Source organism: Novosphingobium sp. ERN07 (assembly GCF_012641335.1).
Taxonomy (GTDB): Bacteria; Pseudomonadota; Alphaproteobacteria; order Sphingomonadales; family Sphingomonadaceae; genus Novosphingobium.
The window spans coordinates 109,134-126,737 of the sequence record NZ_JABAID010000010.1; the positions used below are offsets into that span (position 1 = coordinate 109,134).

The 17,604-nt window shown below is 62.8% G+C and carries 16 protein-coding genes; 5 read left to right on the forward strand and 11 right to left on the reverse strand.

The genetic code is table 11. The features are described 5' to 3' along the window. Positions 1–58 precede the first annotated feature (58 nt). The 3 genes from HGI47_RS14280 to arsB are packed head-to-tail and all read left to right on the forward strand — an operon-like array spanning position 59 to position 1,961. Positions 59–391: a helix-turn-helix transcriptional regulator gene (locus HGI47_RS14280; protein ID WP_168853441.1), complete on the forward strand. Its 333-nt coding sequence runs from the start codon at positions 59–61 to the stop codon at positions 389–391. Further along, positions 391–897: an arsenate reductase ArsC gene (locus HGI47_RS14285; RefSeq protein ID WP_168853442.1), complete on the forward strand. Its 507-nt coding sequence runs from the start codon at positions 391–393 to the stop codon at positions 895–897. Before HGI47_RS14280 ends, HGI47_RS14285 begins: the two co-directional genes overlap by 1 nt. Beyond that, entirely contained in the window at positions 897–1,961 is a 1,065-nt protein-coding gene (gene arsB, locus HGI47_RS14290; protein WP_168853443.1) for an ACR3 family arsenite efflux transporter, read from the forward strand. The genes HGI47_RS14285 and arsB overlap by 1 nt, the downstream gene beginning before the upstream one ends. A gap of 6 nt (positions 1,962–1,967) precedes the next feature. Here arsB and HGI47_RS14295 read toward each other — a convergent pair whose 3' ends face one another. The 5 genes from HGI47_RS14295 to HGI47_RS14315 form a co-directional block, all read right to left on the reverse strand. Next, positions 1,968–2,396: a nuclear transport factor 2 family protein gene (locus HGI47_RS14295; RefSeq protein WP_168853444.1), complete on the reverse strand. Its 429-nt coding sequence runs from the start codon at positions 2,394–2,396 to the stop codon at positions 1,968–1,970. A 99-nt stretch (positions 2,397–2,495) separates the two neighbouring features. Continuing rightward, on the reverse strand, positions 2,496–2,846 hold the full coding sequence (locus HGI47_RS14300) for a Rieske (2Fe-2S) protein (protein ID WP_168853445.1): 351 nt from the start codon (positions 2,844–2,846) through the stop codon (positions 2,496–2,498). Between the two features lie 11 nt (positions 2,847–2,857). Continuing rightward, complete coding sequence (locus HGI47_RS14305; RefSeq protein ID WP_168853446.1) at positions 2,858–3,391, reverse strand: VOC family protein; 534 nt, start codon at positions 3,389–3,391, stop codon at positions 2,858–2,860. Beyond that, complete coding sequence (locus tag HGI47_RS14310; RefSeq protein WP_168853447.1) at positions 3,388–4,125, reverse strand: glucose 1-dehydrogenase; 738 nt, start codon at positions 4,123–4,125, stop codon at positions 3,388–3,390. The genes HGI47_RS14305 and HGI47_RS14310 overlap by 4 nt, the downstream gene beginning before the upstream one ends. Further along, positions 4,125–5,138 (reverse strand): NADP-dependent oxidoreductase, encoded by a 1,014-nt coding sequence (locus HGI47_RS14315; RefSeq protein WP_168853448.1) that lies wholly within the window; start codon positions 5,136–5,138, stop codon positions 4,125–4,127. Before HGI47_RS14315 ends, HGI47_RS14310 begins: the two co-directional genes overlap by 1 nt. 126 nt (positions 5,139–5,264) lie before the next feature. Here HGI47_RS14315 and HGI47_RS14320 point away from each other — a divergent pair, with 126 nt between their 5' ends. After that, on the forward strand, positions 5,265–5,678 hold the full coding sequence (locus HGI47_RS14320; protein ID WP_370521729.1) for a nuclear transport factor 2 family protein: 414 nt from the start codon (positions 5,265–5,267) through the stop codon (positions 5,676–5,678). Positions 5,679–5,824: 146 nt separating this feature from the next. Here the strand turns inward: HGI47_RS14320 and HGI47_RS14325 are convergent, their stop codons facing one another. Continuing rightward, a complete protein-coding gene (locus tag HGI47_RS14325; RefSeq protein ID WP_168853449.1) occupies positions 5,825–6,232 on the reverse strand; it encodes a MarR family winged helix-turn-helix transcriptional regulator in 408 nt (135 codons plus the stop codon). 184 nt (positions 6,233–6,416) lie between these two features. On the opposite strand from HGI47_RS14325, the gene HGI47_RS14330 reads away from it, so the two are divergent. Then, on the forward strand, positions 6,417–9,008 hold the full coding sequence (locus HGI47_RS14330; protein WP_168853450.1) for a TonB-dependent receptor: 2,592 nt from the start codon (positions 6,417–6,419) through the stop codon (positions 9,006–9,008). A gap of 47 nt (positions 9,009–9,055) precedes the next feature. Here HGI47_RS14330 and HGI47_RS14335 read toward each other — a convergent pair whose 3' ends face one another. The 5 genes from HGI47_RS14335 to HGI47_RS14355 all read right to left on the reverse strand — a co-directional run bounded on the left by HGI47_RS14335 (position 9,056) and on the right by HGI47_RS14355 (position 17,414). Beyond that, on the reverse strand, positions 9,056–10,465 hold the full coding sequence (locus tag HGI47_RS14335; RefSeq protein ID WP_370521731.1) for a mannitol dehydrogenase family protein: 1,410 nt from the start codon (positions 10,463–10,465) through the stop codon (positions 9,056–9,058). Between the two features lie 8 nt (positions 10,466–10,473). Next, positions 10,474–11,874 (reverse strand): glucuronate isomerase, encoded by a 1,401-nt coding sequence (uxaC, locus tag HGI47_RS14340; RefSeq protein ID WP_168853452.1) that lies wholly within the window; start codon positions 11,872–11,874, stop codon positions 10,474–10,476. Beyond that, entirely contained in the window at positions 11,874–13,496 is a 1,623-nt protein-coding gene (locus HGI47_RS14345) for a family 43 glycosylhydrolase (protein WP_168853453.1), read from the reverse strand. Before HGI47_RS14345 ends, uxaC begins: the two co-directional genes overlap by 1 nt. Beyond that, on the reverse strand, positions 13,493–14,497 hold the full coding sequence (locus tag HGI47_RS14350) for an alpha/beta hydrolase (RefSeq protein WP_168853454.1): 1,005 nt from the start codon (positions 14,495–14,497) through the stop codon (positions 13,493–13,495). The genes HGI47_RS14345 and HGI47_RS14350 overlap by 4 nt, the downstream gene beginning before the upstream one ends. Before the next feature lie 64 nt (positions 14,498–14,561). Then, positions 14,562–17,414 carry a TonB-dependent receptor gene (locus HGI47_RS14355; protein ID WP_168853455.1) on the reverse strand — a complete coding sequence of 951 codons (2,853 nt, stop codon included), beginning with the start codon at positions 17,412–17,414 and terminating at the stop codon, positions 14,562–14,564. Positions 17,415–17,604 lie beyond the last annotated feature (190 nt).

Genomic DNA, 17,604 nt, shown 5'->3' on the forward strand with positions numbered 1-17,604 from the left:
CTTGTGCCATCGATCATTTCAACTATTATAGAAATATCGAATCGAAGGATGCCGCCTTATGAATTCCTCCGCCGTCGTCCGCGCGCTTGGCGCACTTGCGCAGGACCATCGCCTTGCCGCCTATCGTCTGCTGGTGCAGGCGGGACCGGATGGTATGGCCGCAGGCACGCTGGCCGAAGCGCTGGAAATCGCGCCGTCATCGCTCAGCTTCCATATCGCGCAGCTCGCCAATGCGGGCCTTGTTACCCAGCGCCGCAATGGCCGCTCGATCCTCTATGCGGCAGACTATGCCGCGATGAACGCTCTGATGGGGTTCCTTACCGAAAACTGCTGCGGGGGCGGCGTTTGCGCCCCTGCTGAACTGGTTCGACAAACCCCGGAGTGCTGCTGATGGCCGACCGTCTGTTTTCGGTGCTGGTGCTCTGCACCGGCAATTCCGCGCGCTCTATTCTGGGCGAGGTGATCCTTGGCACGATGGGGGCAGGCCGCATTGTCTCCTACAGCGCGGGCAGCAAGCCCAAGGGTGTGCCGCATCCGGGCGCGCTGCGCCTGCTTGCGCGGCGCGGCATTGACACTGCGCCATTCCGGTCGAAAAGCTGGAACGAGTTCACCGGGCCGGATGCCCCGCCGGTCGATCTGGCGATCACCGTCTGTGGCAATGCGGCGGGAGAAGCGTGCCCGGTGTTCATGGGCGCGCCGCTTAAGGCGCATTGGGGCTTGCCTGATCCGGCAGATGTCGAAGGCAGCGAAGCAGAAGTGGATGCTGCATTCGAACAGACGTGGGCCTGGCTGGAAATGCGAGTCGCCGCGCTGCTGGCCCTGCCGTTCGAAACGATGGAGCGCACTGATCTGATGCGCGAACTTGCCCGCATTGGTCAAATGGAAGGAGCCGCCTGATGGCTACGTTGATCGCTGCCGCGCCAGAACGCGCGCGTCTATCATTCCTTGATCGCTGGCTCACTTTGTGGATTTTCGCTGCGATGGCGTTGGGGATCGCGCTGGGCACGCTGGCACCTGCCGTGCCGCAGGCCCTGAACGCCATGTCGGTCGGCTCCACCAGCATTCCGATTGCGGTGGGCCTTATCCTGATGATGTTCCCACCGCTTGCCAAAGTGCGATATGAGGAGCTGGGGCAGGTTTTTCGCGATGGACGGATGCTGGCGGCGTCGTTCATCCTGTGCTGGATCGTTGCGCCTGCGTTCATGTTCGCGCTGGCGGCGCTAACCTTGCCCAACGATCCTGAATACATGACTGGGCTGATCCTGATCGGTATTGCGCCCTGCATTGCAATGGTTCTGGTATGGAACCAGCTTGCAGGCGGAAGCCCGGAATACGTGACCGGCCTCGTCGCGTTCAACTCGCTTTTCCAGATCGTGTTCTACGTGCCCTATGCGTGGTTCTATCTCACCGTGCTGCCGCCTGTCTTCGGGCTAGAAGGACAAGTGGTGGACATCGATTTCGGCATGATCGCGCAGGCCGTGCTGACCTATCTCGGCGTACCGTTCCTTGCCGGATTCCTCGTCCGCAAGGCGCTGGTTTCGGCACGTGGGCGCGACTGGTACGAAGCCCGCTTTATCCCAGCCATCAGCCCGCTGACGCTTGCGGCGCTGCTGTTCACCATCGTTGCCATGTTCAGCCTGAAAGGCGGAGAAATCCTTGCCCTGCCGATAGATGCGCTGCGGGTGGGGGTGCCGCTGGTGGTGTTTTTCGTGGTGATGTTCGTGCTGGCGTTTGCCGTTGGTCGGGCCATCGGCGCAGGGTATGAACGCACGACATCGCTGGCCTTCACGGCGGCATCGAACAATTTCGAACTCGCCATCGCGGTGGCCATTGCCGCGTTCGGCCTCGCCTCGCCGGTGGCTTTTGCCGCTGTGATCGGTCCGCTGGTGGAAGTTCCCGTGCTGATTGCGCTCGTCAATCTGGCGCTGTGGTTCCGGCGGGCGTGGTTTCACGCCCGCTGATCCGCTTCAGCAGCCTTTGGGCGCGTGCTGGCGGTGGATGTTGCGGAAAGAACGGCTCTTGAACAGCCACTTGCCGTCGACTTTGACGCAGGTGTCTTCATAGACGCCGCGATCGCGCATGGTGGTGCCGTTCTGGTCGTAGACCTCGCTGGTGTAGCTGCGCATGGTGGCGGTATCGCCGGTCACGTCGATCGAGCCGGGCCATGCTTCGAACATGATGCCGGGATAGCTCTTCATCGCTTCCACCCACATCGCCTTGATCGCCGGGCGGCCGGTGGTGGTGCCAAGTTCGGGATAATCGGGGAGCGACCATTCGGCGTCTTCCGCCCATGTCGCGGCCCAATCATCCGCGTGGCAGCGGGTCACGGCATCGGCATAAGTTTCAAGCAGTTCGCGGATGGCGAGGCGGTCTTCGGCGGGGCCGGTGAAGGGCATTTCTTGTCTCTCCCACTGTGTTTTTCCGAACTGCACCTAGATGCACCTAGCGACACCTAACGCACACTAGGCCGCCGCGAACCTGCGCTTTGGGTGAGTTCAGAGGACGACAGGCAGTTCGTCCATGCCCGGCGCTTCATCGGGCACGCAAACCTCGATCTGGCCGCCTTCGACCCGCACCGGAAAGTTGCGCAGATCCTTGTAAGCGCCGCCGATGCACCGCCCGGTGTTCATCTCGAACCGCGCGCCGTGCAGCGGGCACATCACCGCCCCGCGCCGGATGCGCCCGGTGGAAAGCAGCGCCGCCTGATGGGTGCAGCGATCGTTGACCGCGAAGAACCCGTCTTCGGTCTTGGCCACCAGCACGTGCCAGCCGCCGATTCTGGTGGCGAGCTTGCCCTCGGCCGGAAATTCGCTTTCGGAAACAAGGGTATGCCAGGTATCGGTCACGGTATTCATCCTCAGGAAAAGCGTATCGTCTGGATCGGATCGCCGCCGCGCCAATCCTGCGCGGCCTGCGCGACCATCGCGTAGAAATCAAGCAGGACTGGCGCGGGGGCATAGAGTTCGGTCATCACCCCCAGCGTGGCCGTCGTATCGGCAAAGGCGAAGACGAAACCGTCGGTCATCTCCGCCCGCAGCGCGCAAGGTGCGCCGGTGCCAGAAAAGCGGGCAATTTCAGCGTCCACATCGTCAACGAACACGGCGATATGGTGCATCCCCCACTGGCCTGACCCTTCGGGATAGACATCGCGGAAAGGGGAGGGGCCGGGGTTGTTCTGGCTCACGAACTCCACCATCACATCGCCCCACTGGCCGTAAGCCGAGGTATGGTCCAGTTCGCGCGCCACCCCGCGATGAACCGCGCGGGCGAGCGGAATGTTGTCTGCCACAAAGAACGGTCCCGATCCGAAAGCCGCGTGGTGGGCGCGGGCGGCGGTGCGCACGTCTTCAACGAAGAACGCCACCTGACGGATGGGGAGCGCGCCGGTCATACCGAAGCGCCGCCGTCCACGCGGAATTCCGCGCCGGTGGCAAAGGCGCTGGCATCGCTGGCAAGGAACACCGCCATCGCGGCGATTTCCTCTGGTTTGCCAAGGCGCTTTACCGGGTGGACATCGACGAAGCTTTGATAAAGCGCTTCTGGATTATCGCTTTGTGCCAATACCTTGTCGATGATCGGGGTGTGGATCGCGCCGGGGTGGATGCTGTTGCAGCGGATGCCATAGCCTTTTTCCGCAAAGTGCAGCGCGCAGGATTTGGTCATGTGCGTGACCGCCGCCTTCGCTGCATTATAGGCGCACAGATTGGCCGAGGCTTTGACGCCCGAAAGCGAGGACATGTTGATGATGGAGCCACCGTGGTCCTTCATCTTCGGTAGCGCGGCCTGAATGCCCATGAACACGCCCAGCACATCGATATCGAGTTCGTGCCGGAACTGCGCCAGCGTCAGTTCCTCGACCGAGCCGAGTGTGGTGATCCCGGCATTGTTGACCAGCACGTCGATCCGTTCGAACGGCGCGACGGCTGCGGCCCACGATGCCTCCTGCGTAACGTCCAGCGTCACGAACCGCGCGCCAATTTCTGCGGCCAGCGCCTCACCGCCTGCCGTGTCGATATCCGCGATGACCACCGATGCGCCTTCTGCGGCATAGGCACGGGCAATGGCCTCCCCAAGGCCCGATGCGCCGCCGGTGACGAAGGCCAGCTTGCCGTCGAGAACGCCCATTATACCAGAACCAGCGTTTTGCCGGTGGTCTTGCCGCTCATCAGTTCGATGAAGGCTTCCGGCAGCTTTTCCAGCCCGTCGCGCACATTTTCCAGCGGCTTGAGCTTGCCCTCGGCAAAGAGCCGGTCGAGCATGGCCTGCGCTTCACCCAGCACTTCGGGGTGATCGTAGGTGATGAAACCGCGCATGTTCAGGCGGTTGACGACCAGTTGCCACAAGTTGCGGTTGCCGTGGGGGTTATCGGCATCGTTATATTGCGCGATCATGCCGCACACCGCGATACGTCCGTGGAGCCGCATCAGCGGCAGCACTGCATCCAGCGTTTCACCGCCGACGTTATCGAAATAGACGTCCACGCCATCGGGCGCGGCGGCGTTGATCGCTGCGCCCAGATCGCCTACCGCCTTGTAGTCGATCGCCACGTCGGCACCGAGTTCCTTGACCATGCGCGCCTTGTCAGGCCCGCCCGCAAGGCCGATCACGCGGCACCCGGCGGCTTTGGCAAGCTGCACCACGGTGCTGCCGGTAGCTCCTGCAGCGGCGCTGACCAGCACGGTTTCGCCCGCCTTGGCCTTGCCCACTTCGAACAGGCCGACCCATGCGGTTAGACCCACCGGGCCAAGCGCGCCCATATAGTGCTGCAAGGGCACGCCGGGGGCCTGCTCCACCTTTTCGATGCCCAAGGCGTCTGCGCCGACAACATAGTATTCCGACCAGACCGCGAAAGTGCGCAGCAGCGTGCCGACGGGCCAATCGGAGTTGTTCGATTCGACGACTTCGCCCAGCGACATGCCGTTGATCGGCGCGCCCAGCGCGACCGGAGGCAAGTAGCTGGGGCGGTCATCCAGAAAGCCCCGGATCGCCGGGTCGCACGAGCCAACGCGCATTCGCACAAGGATTTCGCCGGGACCGGGCACGGGGCGCGGCACATCGACCAGCGCGAAATCTTCCGGCACGGGAATGCCGGTGGGGCGGCGGGCCAGCGTGATCTGGCGGGTGGTTGCGGTTGTCATCAGGCGATTGTCCTCTCGTTGTAGCATCCTTAGCGCGGGTGGACGCAAGGCAGCGCTAGCCATATCGCTAGGTTTCGTAGGGACGCGGCTTGGGTGATCGTGCAGACAAATTGAGAGGATTGCCCGATGACGATGACCGCGCAGGAAATGATCCAGTTCGTCGATGACCTTTATGCCGCAACCGGCGTGGGCGATTGGGACAAGGCGGCTGCGATGCTGACCGACGATTTCTTTGTGACCGAAGCGCCCGGCCTGCCGATGGAAGGCGTCTATCGCGGCAAGAACGCGCTGAAAGAGCTGTTCGTTAAAGTCATGGGCATGGTCGATGTGGTGGGGCTGGACCGCGTGGAAACCACCGCCGGCAAGAACCACGCGATCACGATCCTGTCGTTCCGCTTTGCCGACCCTGCGCTGGCACCTGCCGAACTGTGCGAACTGTTCCGCTTCCGCGATGGCAAGTGCTGCGAGATCAAGCCGTATTACTTTGACGTATCGGTGTTCCGGGCGGCGGCTGAAGCCAAGGCAAAAGCGACCGCGTGAGTGGGCTTTTGCAGCAACAATCGACGGTTTAGCAGACCCACCCCGCTGCGACTAACTTCGCCTACAGCTCAGTAAGTCTCGCTCCCCTCCCGCAGGCGGGAGGGGTTGGGGGTGGGTTTGCGGTGCGGCGGTTGCGCACCGCCACGTCAACCAATTAGCCGCAGCTTTTCCAGCATTTCGGCATAGCCTGCCTTGCCTAGCGCAGCGGCGATAGCGTCTTCGCCTGCGCGGGAAGCGGCGTGGACTTGCGGCATTACAGTTATGCCTTCGGGAGCGAGGTAGAGACCGATGGTCTTGCCGCGCCCCGGCTTGCGTTCGATCCAGTTGCGTTCGGAAATGCGTGCGACGATGGGTACGACGTTTGACCGTTCCATCCGCAGCATCCGGCCAATCGAACTTTGCGTGATGCCGGGATTGACTTCTATCACCATCATCACGGCGGCATCGGCATGGCGGATGCGCAGATCGCCATAGTGCGCGTTGACGATGCGCAGTGCGATGTTGGCCGTTCGCACGAGTTGAAAGCCGACCATAGGTTCTAGCGGATGCTTCATCAGGCCGCTGTAACACCGTCAGTCCCGATGTGCATCAAGGAAGGTCTCAGCGTTTCACAGACGCGATAACGCTACCAAATGTTGTTATTGACCATAACACAGAATCGGGCGTATGCTGCCCTCAGCCGGTATCAGGACGGCGCATTGCCGGGCACGAAAAATGATGCCGGTATGGGAGGATAGGATGACCAGATCGCTTCGCGCGGGCGTAAGCCTGCTTGCATTTTCGATTGGTGCGCAGGCCCTTTGCGGGCAAGCCTTGGCGCAGGACACCAGCCAGCCGGAAACGCCCACCACAACCGAAATCGTCGTTACCGCGCAGTTCCGCGCGCAGAACCTGCAGGATACGCCGCTGGCCATCACGGCGGTGAGTGGCGAACTGATCGCATCGCGCGGCCAGACCAACGTTTCGGAAATCGCATCGCAAGCGCCGAACGTCACGCTGAAGCCGCAAGGGCAGGAACTGGGGCCGGGCATCATCGCCTTCATTCGCGGCGTGGGCCAGACCGATCCCAACTTTGCGCTGGAGCCGGGCGTTGGCATGTACATCGACGATGTCTATCTGCCGACGCTGACGGGTTCGCTGCTCGACCTGACCGATCTTGACCGCGTGGAAGTGTTGCGCGGGCCGCAGGGCACGCTGGCCGGGCGCAATTCGCTGGGTGGATCGATCAAGCTCTATTCAAAGAAGCCCGAAGGCAGCAACACCGGCTCTATCGAGGCGACCTATGGCCGCTACAACCGCATCGACGTGCGCGGGCTGTTTGATGTGAAGCTGGCCGAAAACCTGTTCATGCGCGTGGGCGGGGTGACCAAGAACGTCGATGGTTATGTCAAGCGGCTCGATTACAACCTGACCCATCCGGGCACCAATGTGCCGACCTTTGCCAAGGGCGCGGACCCTGTGCTGGGCAAGGTGGGCGGCACATCATCTGTGGCAGGGAAGGTTTCACTGCGTTGGCAGCCAAGCGAGACGGTGGATATCAACCTTTCGGGCGATTACACGCGCGAGCGCAACGAGCCGGGCGCGAACGTGCTGCTCTATGCCAATACATCGGCGGTGTTCGATGGCCCGAATGCCACGTTCACCGGCGGGCGTCCGTTCCTACAGGGCACCAACGGCGCGGGCATTCCGCTGAACTGCGCGTTCGTTCCGAACGGGGCGAATAGCTGCGATACGATCAGCGGCTATGACCGGCGCTTCATTTCTTATGCAACCTATGGCGATGCGGCGCGGCCCGATAGCCAGATGCCCTACAAGCCGACCTTTACCGATCCGCATTCGAACCTCGACAACTATGGCGCGGCGCTGACCATCGATGTCGATCTTTCCGATGCGCTGAAGCTGAAGTCGATCACATCGTGGCGCAAATATACTGCCGACTGGTCTTATGACTCCGATGGTTCGCCTATCGCCAACAACAACCTGAACCAGACGCAGAAGAACCGGCAGTGGAGCCAGGAACTGCGGCTTTCGGGCAAGGTGCTGGACGACAAACTGGATTTCACGGTTGGCGGGTTCTATTTCGATACGCGCGGCACGTTTACCGGTCGCATCAACCTGAACTATGCCGGGATCGATTTCCTGCACGGGCCTGATCCGACGCCTGCGAAGAACAAGGCGCTGTTCGCCAATTTCACCTTCGCGCTGGCCGAAGGCGCGAACCTGACCGGCGGCATTCGCCAGTCGTGGGATGAGAAGGATTACGGCTATGTCCGCCGCAACCCGGATGGGACGGCGATTCAGGGACCGTGCAACTTCTTCCTTGGTGCGCCCACCGCAGGGCCGACCGGGCTTGGCAACCAGCCCAACTGCCTCCTGTTTGGCCTGAACGGGCTGACGGCAAGCTTCCGCGACAACCGTGTCGACTGGCGCGTGGCGGCCGACTACCGGTTCAGTCCGGACTTCATGGCCTATGCTCAGGTATCGACCGGCTACCGCGCGGGGGGTGTGAACCCGCGTCCGTTCTTCCCCAGCCAGGCGACGGCATTCCGGCCTGAAACGATTACCGCTTATGAAGTGGGCTTCAAGTCCGACCTGTTTGACCGGAAGCTGCGGGTAAACGTTTCGGCGTTCTTCAACGATTACAAGAACATCATCCTGTCGAGCGTAAACTGTCTCGATCTGGCGACTGCCGGTCCGGGTGGATCGTCACAGGCAACGCCGTGCCTGCGGCCATCGAACGTGGGGTCTGCCCATGTGAAGGGCTTCGAGGTGGAAACGCTGATCCGCCCGGTGGAGAACTTCACCATCGACGGTTCGGTCAGCTATCTCGATTTTCAGTACCAGAACGTCGATACGCTTTCGACCGGTGTGACGCTGAAGGACGTGACGCCCTATACGCCGAAGTGGAAGGCGGCGGTGGGCGTGCAGTATGACATTCCCGATGTGCTGAAGGGCATGGTCACGTTGCGTCTGGATGGTGCCTATCAGTCGAAGATCTATACCGAAGCGGCGAACCTCGACAGTCTGGCGGTGAGCAGCACGGTGCCGGCGAACAGTCCGGTCACGCCTTCGCCGTTCAGCAATGCGGGCGGCGGCGGGCCGATCACCACGCTGCGCCTGTCCAACCGGATCGACGGCTATTTCCTCGCCAATGCGCGTGTGGGCTGGCAGTCGGACGAGAAGGACTGGGGCGTGACGCTGGAAGTGCAGAACCTGACCAACAAGTACTATTTCCTGACGCTGTTGCAGGAAGCGTTCGGCGCGGGGACGGCATCGGGCCAGCCCGGCCGCCCGCGCACATGGTCCGTATCGGTCCGGCGTTCGTTCTAAAGGGGGGAGGACGGCGGGTTCCCAAGGCACCCGGAGCTTGCTGTCTTTCAGACCGCCGTCTGCACCCCCGTGCAGGCGGCGGTCAGCGTTTGGAGATCGGCTGCTGTGGGTTGCCACGTTCCGGCATGGGGGCCTTGGCCGGTGAACAGTGCGCGTACGGCATCAGCCGGGTTCGCGGCGCGGTTGGCGATAGCGCCCAGTCTGTCCGCCATAGGGTCATCGACGGTTCCGTTGTGACCTTGGAGGTGGTGTATCCAAGCTGCGATGGCGGAAAGGATGGCGGGGCAGGGTTTGCCTTGTGCCTGATTGGCGGCGATGGTTTCGAGCCAGCGCTGTGGGATTTTCTGTGAGCCGTCCATCGCGATCTGGATGAGGCGGTGGTTGAGGCTGGGGTTGGCGAAGCGGTCGATCAGGGCGTCGGCATAGGCGGTGAGGTTCTGGCCGGGGGCTGGCGTGATCGTGGGGGCGGCTTCTTGGCGCATCAGGCGTGTCGCCAGTTGGCGCAGGTCGGGGTCGGCCACGGCTTCGTGAACATAGGTGTGCCCGGCCTTGAGGCCGCAGTAGGCGAGCAGCGAATGCGCGCCGTTGAGCATCCTGAGCTTGGCGGTTTCATAAGGCGCGACGTGGGAGACGAGCTGCGCACCGACCGCTTCCCAGCGGGGGCGCGGGCCTGCAAAATTGTCCTCGATCACCCACTGGCTGAACTGTTCGGTGATGACGCAGGCTTCATCCGTAAGGCCGCCGAGCGCCGCTGCCACCATCGCGCGATCATCGTCGGTGGTGGCGGGCACGATGCGGTCGATCATCGTTGCCGGGCACGTGCAGTTCTGGGCGAACCAGTCCACCAGATCGGGTTCGTGCCGGCCAAGATATTGCAGCATCAGCGCGTTCAGCTTTGCGCCGTTGTCGGCAAGGTTGTCGCAACTGAGCAGCGTGATCCCCGGCAGCCCGGCCTTGTGCCGCCGCAGCAACCCTTGGGTGACGAAGTAGTAGAAGCTCAGGGAGTGCGCGAGGTCGAAGTCGAGATCGCCCGCCTCATTGCGGCAATAGCCCTTCTCGGTCACGGTCAGGCTGACGATGTGCGTGGCAGGCGCAGCCACGGCGGCGATGACCGCGTCCGGCTCCTCGCTGGCGACAAGGACATTGCGCACGGAGCCGACGATGCGCAGCGTAGCGCCTTCGCCCGATTGCTCGGCCACGGTGTAAAGCCCGCCCTGCGGGTTCATCTGCCGCGCCACGCCGGGCGAGCGCAGCGAGACGCCAGTGATCATCCAGTCCCGGTCGCCTGCATTCCCATCACCCAGATTCATCGCGGCATCGGTGTACCAGGCCTGATGCGCGCGGTGGAATGCGCCGATGCCGAAGTGGACGATGCCCACGTCCTGCGCATCGCGATCATAGAGCGGCCGCGCGACTTGCGCCGGAAGGCTGGCCAGCGTTTCGGGTGAGAGCCTCACAGTTTGCCTCACAGCTTGTAGGCCTTCTTCGCAAGGTTGTAGGACAGGTCTTGCGCCAGTTCGGCCGCTTCCCAATCCTCGATGCGGTGCTCCATCACCAGTTCGGCAAGGAAACCGCAGTCGATGCGGCGCGCAACGTCGTGGCGCGCGGGGATCGACAGGAAAGCGCGGGTATCGTCGTTGAAGCCGACGGTGTTGTAGAAGCCCGCCGTCTCGGTGGTCATGTGGCGGAAGCGTTTCATGCCTTCGGGGCTATCGTGGAACCACCATGCCGGGCCAAGCTTGAGGCAGGGGTAATGCCCCGCCAGCGGCGCGAGTTCGCGGGCATAGGCGCTTTCATCCAGCGTGAAGAGGATGATCGACAGATCGCGTTCGTTGCCGAACTTGTCGAGCAGGGGCTTCAAGGCATGGACGAAATCGGTGCGGGTGGGAATGTCCGCGCCCTTGTCACGCCCGAAGCGTTCGAACACGGCGGCGTTGTGATTGCGGAAGGAGCCGGGGTGGATCTGCATGACGAGGCCATCGTCCACGCTCATCCCCGCCATCTCGGTCAGCATCTGCGCGCGGAACAGTTCGGCCTCTGCGGCGGTGAACGCGCCAGACACGACCTTGGCGAACAGCGCCTCGGCCTCGGCGGCGGAAAGGTTGGCCGTTGCCGCCGTGGGGTGGCCGTGGTCGGTGCTGGTCGCGCCCATGCTCTTGAAGAACGCGCGGCGGGTGCGGTGGGCGGCGAGGTATCCGCGCCATGTGCAGCAATCCTCGCCGGTCAGTTCAGTCAGCGTGTCCAGATTTGCGCGGAAGCCTTCAAACTCCGGATCGACCACCGGATCGGGGCGATAGGCGGTGATGACGCGGCCCTTCCACCCACTCTCGCGGATGGCAACGTGGTGTTCCAGCCTGTCGATCGGGCTTTCGGTGGTGGCGAGAACCTCGATATTGTACCGCTCGAACAGTGCGCGCGGGCGGAAGGTGTCCGACGCCAACATCTCGGTGATCGTGTCGAAATAGAGGTCCGACGTTTCTGCGCAAAGCTGCACGCCCATGCCGAACGCCTCGGCAAAGACCCAATCGAGCCACATGCGCGAAGGCGTCCCCCGGAACAGCCAGTACCTCTCAGCAAACAACCGCCACGCCGCGCGCGGATCGACGCCCTTGTTGCGCACGCCAAGGTCTTCCAGCGCCACCCCTTGCGAATAGAGCATACGGAACACGTAATGATCCGGCACCAGCAACAGGTCGGTCGCATTGCCGAACGTATCGTTCCCCGCAAACCACCGCGGATCGGTGTGGCCATGCGGGCTGATGATCGGCAAATCCTTCACACCGGAATAAAGCTCCCGCGCCAAGCCGCGCACCGAAGGATCAACCGGAAACAACCGGTCGGGGTGTAACTCAAGATTGCGCGGCATCAGTCTTCCAGTGCAGAGAATTTGAAGTTGCGGAATTGCGTTTCGCCGGGGCCAGCGGCGTAAAAGCCGGGACGCAGCATCAGGAATCCGCCGCGCACGTTGTGATGATAGCCCGATACTTCCATGCCCCGGTCGAACTTGAGCCAGGTGCGCCCGCCATCGCCCGATGTGTGATAGCTGATGATGTGGCGGCGGTTGGTCACGCGAATGCGCATGGAGGCGCCGTGCGGATTGTCCGGGCGGCCACGCTCCATCCCGTATTGGTTTGTGACGAAGCGGTCCTTGTCGAAGCCGAGACCGGCATAGAGCTTGTCGTCATAGAACAGCACAAGGCCTGCGGTGGCGCCGGGGGCCAGATCGATATCGCATTCGAACTGGTAGGACGTATCACCCGCGATCAGCAGCAGCGGGGAACCGGTGGAAGGGGCAAGGCCTTTGCCTTTGAAGAACAGCGTGTTGTTGGCCACCCGCACGCGGCTTGCTTCGTCCTGTGCGGGGCGGAAAAATGACCATTTGGTTCCGAGTTGCAGAGTGCTGAAATCGTCACTCAGCGGCATGCCGTGGGGCAGGGCGGTTCCGCCCTTTGGCTTGGGCAAGGGCGCGGCAAGATCACCGCCGGTCATGCGGAACCAGCCATCCGCGGTCCATTCCACCGGATCGAGCAGGCACTGGCGGCCCAGCGTCCAGAACCCGTTTTCAAACCCGTGGTAGAGGCTCCACCACGAACCATCGGGCGCTTCGATCAGGCTGGCATGGCCGCGTGACCACCATGCTTCGCGAATGTCGGTGGTGCGCACCAGCGGGTTGCCGGGATGTTGTTCCCACGGGCCGTGAATCGACTTTGCCCGCGCGGCGATGACCATGTGGCCGGTGGGTGGGCCGGCGGTGCCGCCGACAGCGGTGATCATGTAGAACCATTTGCCGATGCGGTGAATCTTGGGGCCTTCGGGCGAGAAGCCTTCGACGTCCCATTCATCGGGATAGCGCCACGGATCGTATACGTGTTCGACCGGTCCGGCGACTTTAATGCCGTCGTCTGAAAGGCGCACGCGGTCTCCGCCCGAAAGGAACAGCCAGCGCGATCCGTCTTCGCCCACGGCATGGCACGGGTCGATATGATCGTGGAGACCAAGCGGAACCGGATCGCTCCACGGGCCGTCGATATGGTCTGCCCAAATCACGAAGATGTCGTTGTGCGGGCTGGCTTTTACCGGGATGTAGAGGAAATAGCGGCCCCTGTGCTTTTCAAGACTGACCGCCCAGACCGAGCCGATGTTCCTGTGCAGCACGGGTTTGCGCGGCTGCCAGTTCACCAGATCGCGCGAATGCCAAATCAGCAGGCCGGGATAGCTCTCGAAACTGGAGAAGGTGAGATAGTAGTCCTTTCCGTCCTTGAGGATGGCCGGATCGGGTCGGTCGCCCGACAGCACAGGATTGACGAACGTGCCGTCGCCAAGGTCCGCCACACGCTGGTTGTCGATGCCCCGGCGTCTCAAAGGGATTGGTTGGGACACCGGGGCAACTGCGGCATTCGCCATTGGAGGCACGGCGACGCCGAATGTGGCTGACGCCGCCGAGATTAGCGCCTTACGCCTGCTCACGCGGTATGCCCTAAAGGTCATGCTGCCAGCCCCGTGGTGCGCGCCCATGCTCGCCACAGGTCGGGCCAGACTTCGGCGGGCTTGCCAATGGCCTTGCGCAGGCCAAAGCCGTGGCCGCCGTGTTCGAACAGGTGGGTTTCCACGCGAATGCCCTTTTCCTTCAGCGCCGCGCGCAGCAGCAGGGTGTTGTTGACCGGGACGGCATCGTCATCCTCGGCGTGGGTGAGGAAGAACGGCGGCGCGTCTTTCGGCACGTTGCGGTGCGGGGAATGTGCGGCCTCGCGCGCTGGGGGGGCGGATTTTCCGACCAGCAGTTCGCGTGAACCGGGATGGGCATCGGGCGCGCTCATCGACACGACCGGATAGATCGGCGCGGCAGAGTGCGGTTTGGCCGAGAGTGTATCTGCCGCATCGACGGGTTCATAGGTCTTTGCCGCAAAGCGGGTGGCCAGATCGGCGCAGAGGTGGCCGCCTGCGGAAAAACCCATTGCGGAAACACGCTCAGGCTCCACCGCGAAATCGCGGGCGCGGTGACGGATCAGGCGCATCGCCCGTTGCGCGTCTGACAGGGCAACATCAGGCCCCGCCGCCCAGCCTTCACCGGGCAGGCGATAGAACAGCACGAAAGCGGTGAAGCCGCGCGCCGCCAGCCAGCGGCCCATTTCATAACCTTCCTTGTCAATCACCACCCAGCGGTATCCACCGCCCGGCGTGATCAGCACGGCAGCGCCATTGGGCCGGTCTGGCCGGAACACGGCCATGCGCGGCGCGCTGATGCCGAAGACGGCGCGGTCGGTGACGAGGCGGTCGGTCGAGCGTTCCTGCACCGTTTCGACCAGCGGCTTGGCAGGTTTGCCCGGTGCTCCGTCAGGCCACAGATCGATGGTTTCCGAAGGTTGCGGCAAGCCGGGGGGCAAAGCGCCATTCGGCACGGCAGGCACTGCGGTTTGCGCAACGGCCTTTCCGGTCAAAGCCGCAGAAACAAGCGAAGCCGCCATGAAAGATCGACGATCAAGTGTCATGGCGGCTCCGTTTGCAAGTTGGCCGGGCAGCATAGGAGGGACCGCCCGACCGGGAGGGTTCAGGTCAATACTTGAAGCGCGCACCCACCAGGATGTTGCGGCCGAAGTGGTTGTTCTCATAATTCCGGTCGGCATCGATATCGGTGTAGCGATAGCGATAGGTGTCGAGCAGGTTGTTGCCTTCGACCGAAATTTCGACCCATTCGGTCAGCTTGAAGCGCATCGAGGCATCGAGGTTGAACATCGAGCCGTAGCCTTCGAGTATATTGCCTGTGCCGCTGGCGCCTTCGTGGTAGCGACCGCGATAGGTGCCCATCACGCGGGCCGAGAAGCGACCGTCATCGTAGTAGAAGGTGCCGTTGTAGGCCTGCTTCGATACGTTGGCGAGCGCGGCGGTGCGCGTAACGTTGATCAGCGCGCCGCCCGGTGCAGTCGCGGGGCCTTGCACGGTGTAATCGGCATTGCTGTCGATGAAGGTGGCGTTGGCGATGATCCCGAAGTTGCCAAGGAAGCCTTCGGTGAAGATCTTGAACGGGATCTGCGCGGCGATTTCCACGCCCTTCAGCTTGGCTCCGGTGCCGTTGACCGTGGTGGTCAGCGTCCAGATCGGCTGCGTGAGCAGCGCCGGGTTCAGCGCGGCGGGCGATGATGGGTTGAGCACCGACGCCGGCAGGCCGGTCTGCGCGAACGTCGCTTCGGTGATCGCGGCAGACTGGGTAAAGCTGGCCACGTCCTTGATGAAGCCCGCGACCGAGATCAGCGCTTGCGGGGCGAAGTACCATTCGACCGAAACGTCATAGTTCGTGGCGCGGAACGGTTCGAGGAACGGGTTGCCGCTGGTGACGCGGAAGTTGAAGCCGTCTGCCGAACCGCCCGGCGTGAGCGAACCCAGCGTGGGGCGCGTGATCACTTCGGCCACCGCACCGCGCACGATCAGGCTTTCGGTGGGATAGAACGCGATGTTGGCCGAAGGCAGCCAGTCGTCATAGGCGCGTTCAACGGTTGCCTGCGTGCCGCTGACGAGGCCGTAGGACGACTGTTCCGTCTTCACATAGCGGATGCCAGCGTTGAGCGCATAGCGCAGGCCGAACATGTCGCCCTTGCCATCGAACTGCAGGTAGCCGCCCTTGGTGGTTTCCTGCACGCCGCGAATGTTGCCCGCATCCTGCACCAGCGCGCGGTCATAAAGCTTGGTCAGCGCGGTGGTGGTTTCCAGATTGGGCACCAGCCACGAATTGGTGTTGCCGCTGGGCTGCCCTGCGCTGCCGAGGTTGAACAGTTGCGCCATCTGCGCGGTCACGGGGATGCCGTAGACCGCCGTGGGGCCGAACACCGACGATGCCGAGCAGGTGATCGTGCCCAGCACGCGGTCCAGCCCGCCATTGCCGCAAACCGCCGTATCGCGGGTATAGGCTTCGGTATCGAAGTTGAACCGGCGCCACATCGCGCCCGCCTTCACCGTGAAGCCATCGGCCACGTCCCATTCGGTGCGGAACTGCACGGTCTTGAACTTGTTCGTGACGTTCGACGGGCGATCACGGATTTCGGCAAGCTGGAAGTTGGCCGGATCGGTCACGCTGGTGCCGAAGGTCAGCTTCGGGTGCTTCATGTCGGTATAGTCGTAGCTGTACCCCTGCGCATCGCGATCATCGAAGATCATCGTGGTTTCGACAGGGATATCGGCATCAGACTTGGAGAAGCCGCCAAGCAAGGTGAAGCGCAGGGTATCGGACACGTCCTGATCCCAGGTGCCGCCAACCTGATAGAATTCGGTCTTGCTCTTGCGCAGGTAGTGCTCGGTGCGCACCCATGCGTCATTCAGCGTAGCCGAGATCATGTTGTTGTTGGCATCGTAAACCGGATTCACGACATTGATCGAGCGTTCGTTGCTGCGCAGCAAAACTTCGCCCCACTGCTCTTCGCGATCCGCGTTGAAGCGCGAGAACAGGCCGTCGATGGAGAACTTGGTGGCGTCAGTCGGTGCGAACTGGACTGAGCCAGTCAGGCCGAGACGTTCGCGATCATGCTTCACTTCGCCATAGCGCGGGATGCGCGGGTGGAAGGCAAGCGCTGCCTTGTCGCACGCGGCGCTGACGCGATAGGTGCCGCCGCTGTTGGGCGTGGAGAAGCAGTTGGTGCCGTCAACCGAATCAAACCGGGCCTGCGCCCAGCGCACGGTGTTGTTGCCCAGTTCCAGCACCTTGGTCTTCTGATAGGCGGCAGAGAGCGAGACGCCGAACGTGCCCGCGTCGTTACGCCAGCTCAGCAGCCCGGCAAGACGCGGGCCGACATAATCGGACAGGTCGTTATAGGTGCCGACGACCGAAGCGACGCCGGTGAAGCCTGCCTTGCCCGCCAGCGGGTTGCCGGTGTTCAGATCGACCACCGCGCCCAGCGAGCCTTCATCAAGGCTGGCTTCGGCGGTCTTGTGGACCACGATCGAGCTGAAGAGTTCGGATGCGAAGACGTTGAAATCGAAGGCGCGATCACGGTTGGACGAAGCGCCGTCGGTCGATGTGGCGACGGTTTCGAGGCCGTTCACGCGGACGCGGGTGAACTGGCTGGACAGGCCGCGCACGGTGATGGCACGGCCTTCACCGGCATCGCGCGAGATCGAGATGCCGGGAATGCGCTGAAGCGATTCCGCAAGGTTCTGATCGGGGAACTTGGCGATGTCTTCGGCCACAATGGCATCGACCGCGCCGACTGCGTTCTTTTTCACGTTGATCGCAGCTTGCAGCGACTGGCGGAAGCCGGTGACGACGATGGCGTCTTCCGGCGTGCCTTCTTCGGCGGCCACCTGCGCCTCGGCTGTGGCGGCAGCGTCTTGGGCCTGTGCGGTGCCGGCTGCAGCGAGTGCGCCGCCAGCCAGCAGTGCCATCCTGAACAGCGAAACGCGCGATACTGAATTACGCATGTCAAATCCCCTCGTCGCCCTTTTCGGGGCCATTGCTACCGGTGTCAAAGGGGAACGTGCATTCGCGCACGACCTTCATTGGCACCACTGCTCCCACACACCGATGCTGCGACCCGCAGGGCACCGGCTGTCGTTCCGGTCTTGTCCCCAAGCGTCGTTGGCGTCTTGGGTAACCGGTGTCATTATTTAT

Excerpts from the sequence above, each read along its gene's own strand:
- arsB (WP_168853443.1), top strand. The coding sequence starts at position 897 with ATGGCTACGTTGATCGCTGCCGCGCCAGAACGCGCGCGTCTATCATTC.
- HGI47_RS14355 (WP_168853455.1), bottom strand. The coding sequence starts at position 17,414 with ATGCGTAATTCAGTATCGCGCGTTTCGCTGTTCAGGATGGCACTGCTG.
- HGI47_RS14345 (WP_168853453.1), bottom strand. The coding sequence starts at position 13,496 with ATGACCTTTAGGGCATACCGCGTGAGCAGGCGTAAGGCGCTAATCTCG.
- HGI47_RS14320 (WP_370521729.1), top strand. The coding sequence starts at position 5,265 with ATGACGATGACCGCGCAGGAAATGATCCAGTTCGTCGATGACCTTTAT.
- HGI47_RS14350 (WP_168853454.1), bottom strand. The coding sequence starts at position 14,497 with ATGACACTTGATCGTCGATCTTTCATGGCGGCTTCGCTTGTTTCTGCG.
- HGI47_RS14315 (WP_168853448.1), bottom strand. The coding sequence starts at position 5,138 with ATGACAACCGCAACCACCCGCCAGATCACGCTGGCCCGCCGCCCCACC.
- uxaC (WP_168853452.1), bottom strand. The coding sequence starts at position 11,874 with ATGCCGCGCAATCTTGAGTTACACCCCGACCGGTTGTTTCCGGTTGAT.
- HGI47_RS14325 (WP_168853449.1), bottom strand. The coding sequence starts at position 6,232 with ATGAAGCATCCGCTAGAACCTATGGTCGGCTTTCAACTCGTGCGAACG.
- HGI47_RS14330 (WP_168853450.1), top strand. The coding sequence starts at position 6,417 with ATGACCAGATCGCTTCGCGCGGGCGTAAGCCTGCTTGCATTTTCGATT.
- HGI47_RS14280 (WP_168853441.1), top strand. The coding sequence starts at position 59 with ATGAATTCCTCCGCCGTCGTCCGCGCGCTTGGCGCACTTGCGCAGGAC.
- HGI47_RS14285 (WP_168853442.1), top strand. The coding sequence starts at position 391 with ATGGCCGACCGTCTGTTTTCGGTGCTGGTGCTCTGCACCGGCAATTCC.
- HGI47_RS14310 (WP_168853447.1), bottom strand. The coding sequence starts at position 4,125 with ATGGGCGTTCTCGACGGCAAGCTGGCCTTCGTCACCGGCGGCGCATCG.
- HGI47_RS14305 (WP_168853446.1), bottom strand. The coding sequence starts at position 3,391 with ATGACCGGCGCGCTCCCCATCCGTCAGGTGGCGTTCTTCGTTGAAGAC.
- HGI47_RS14295 (WP_168853444.1), bottom strand. The coding sequence starts at position 2,396 with ATGCCCTTCACCGGCCCCGCCGAAGACCGCCTCGCCATCCGCGAACTG.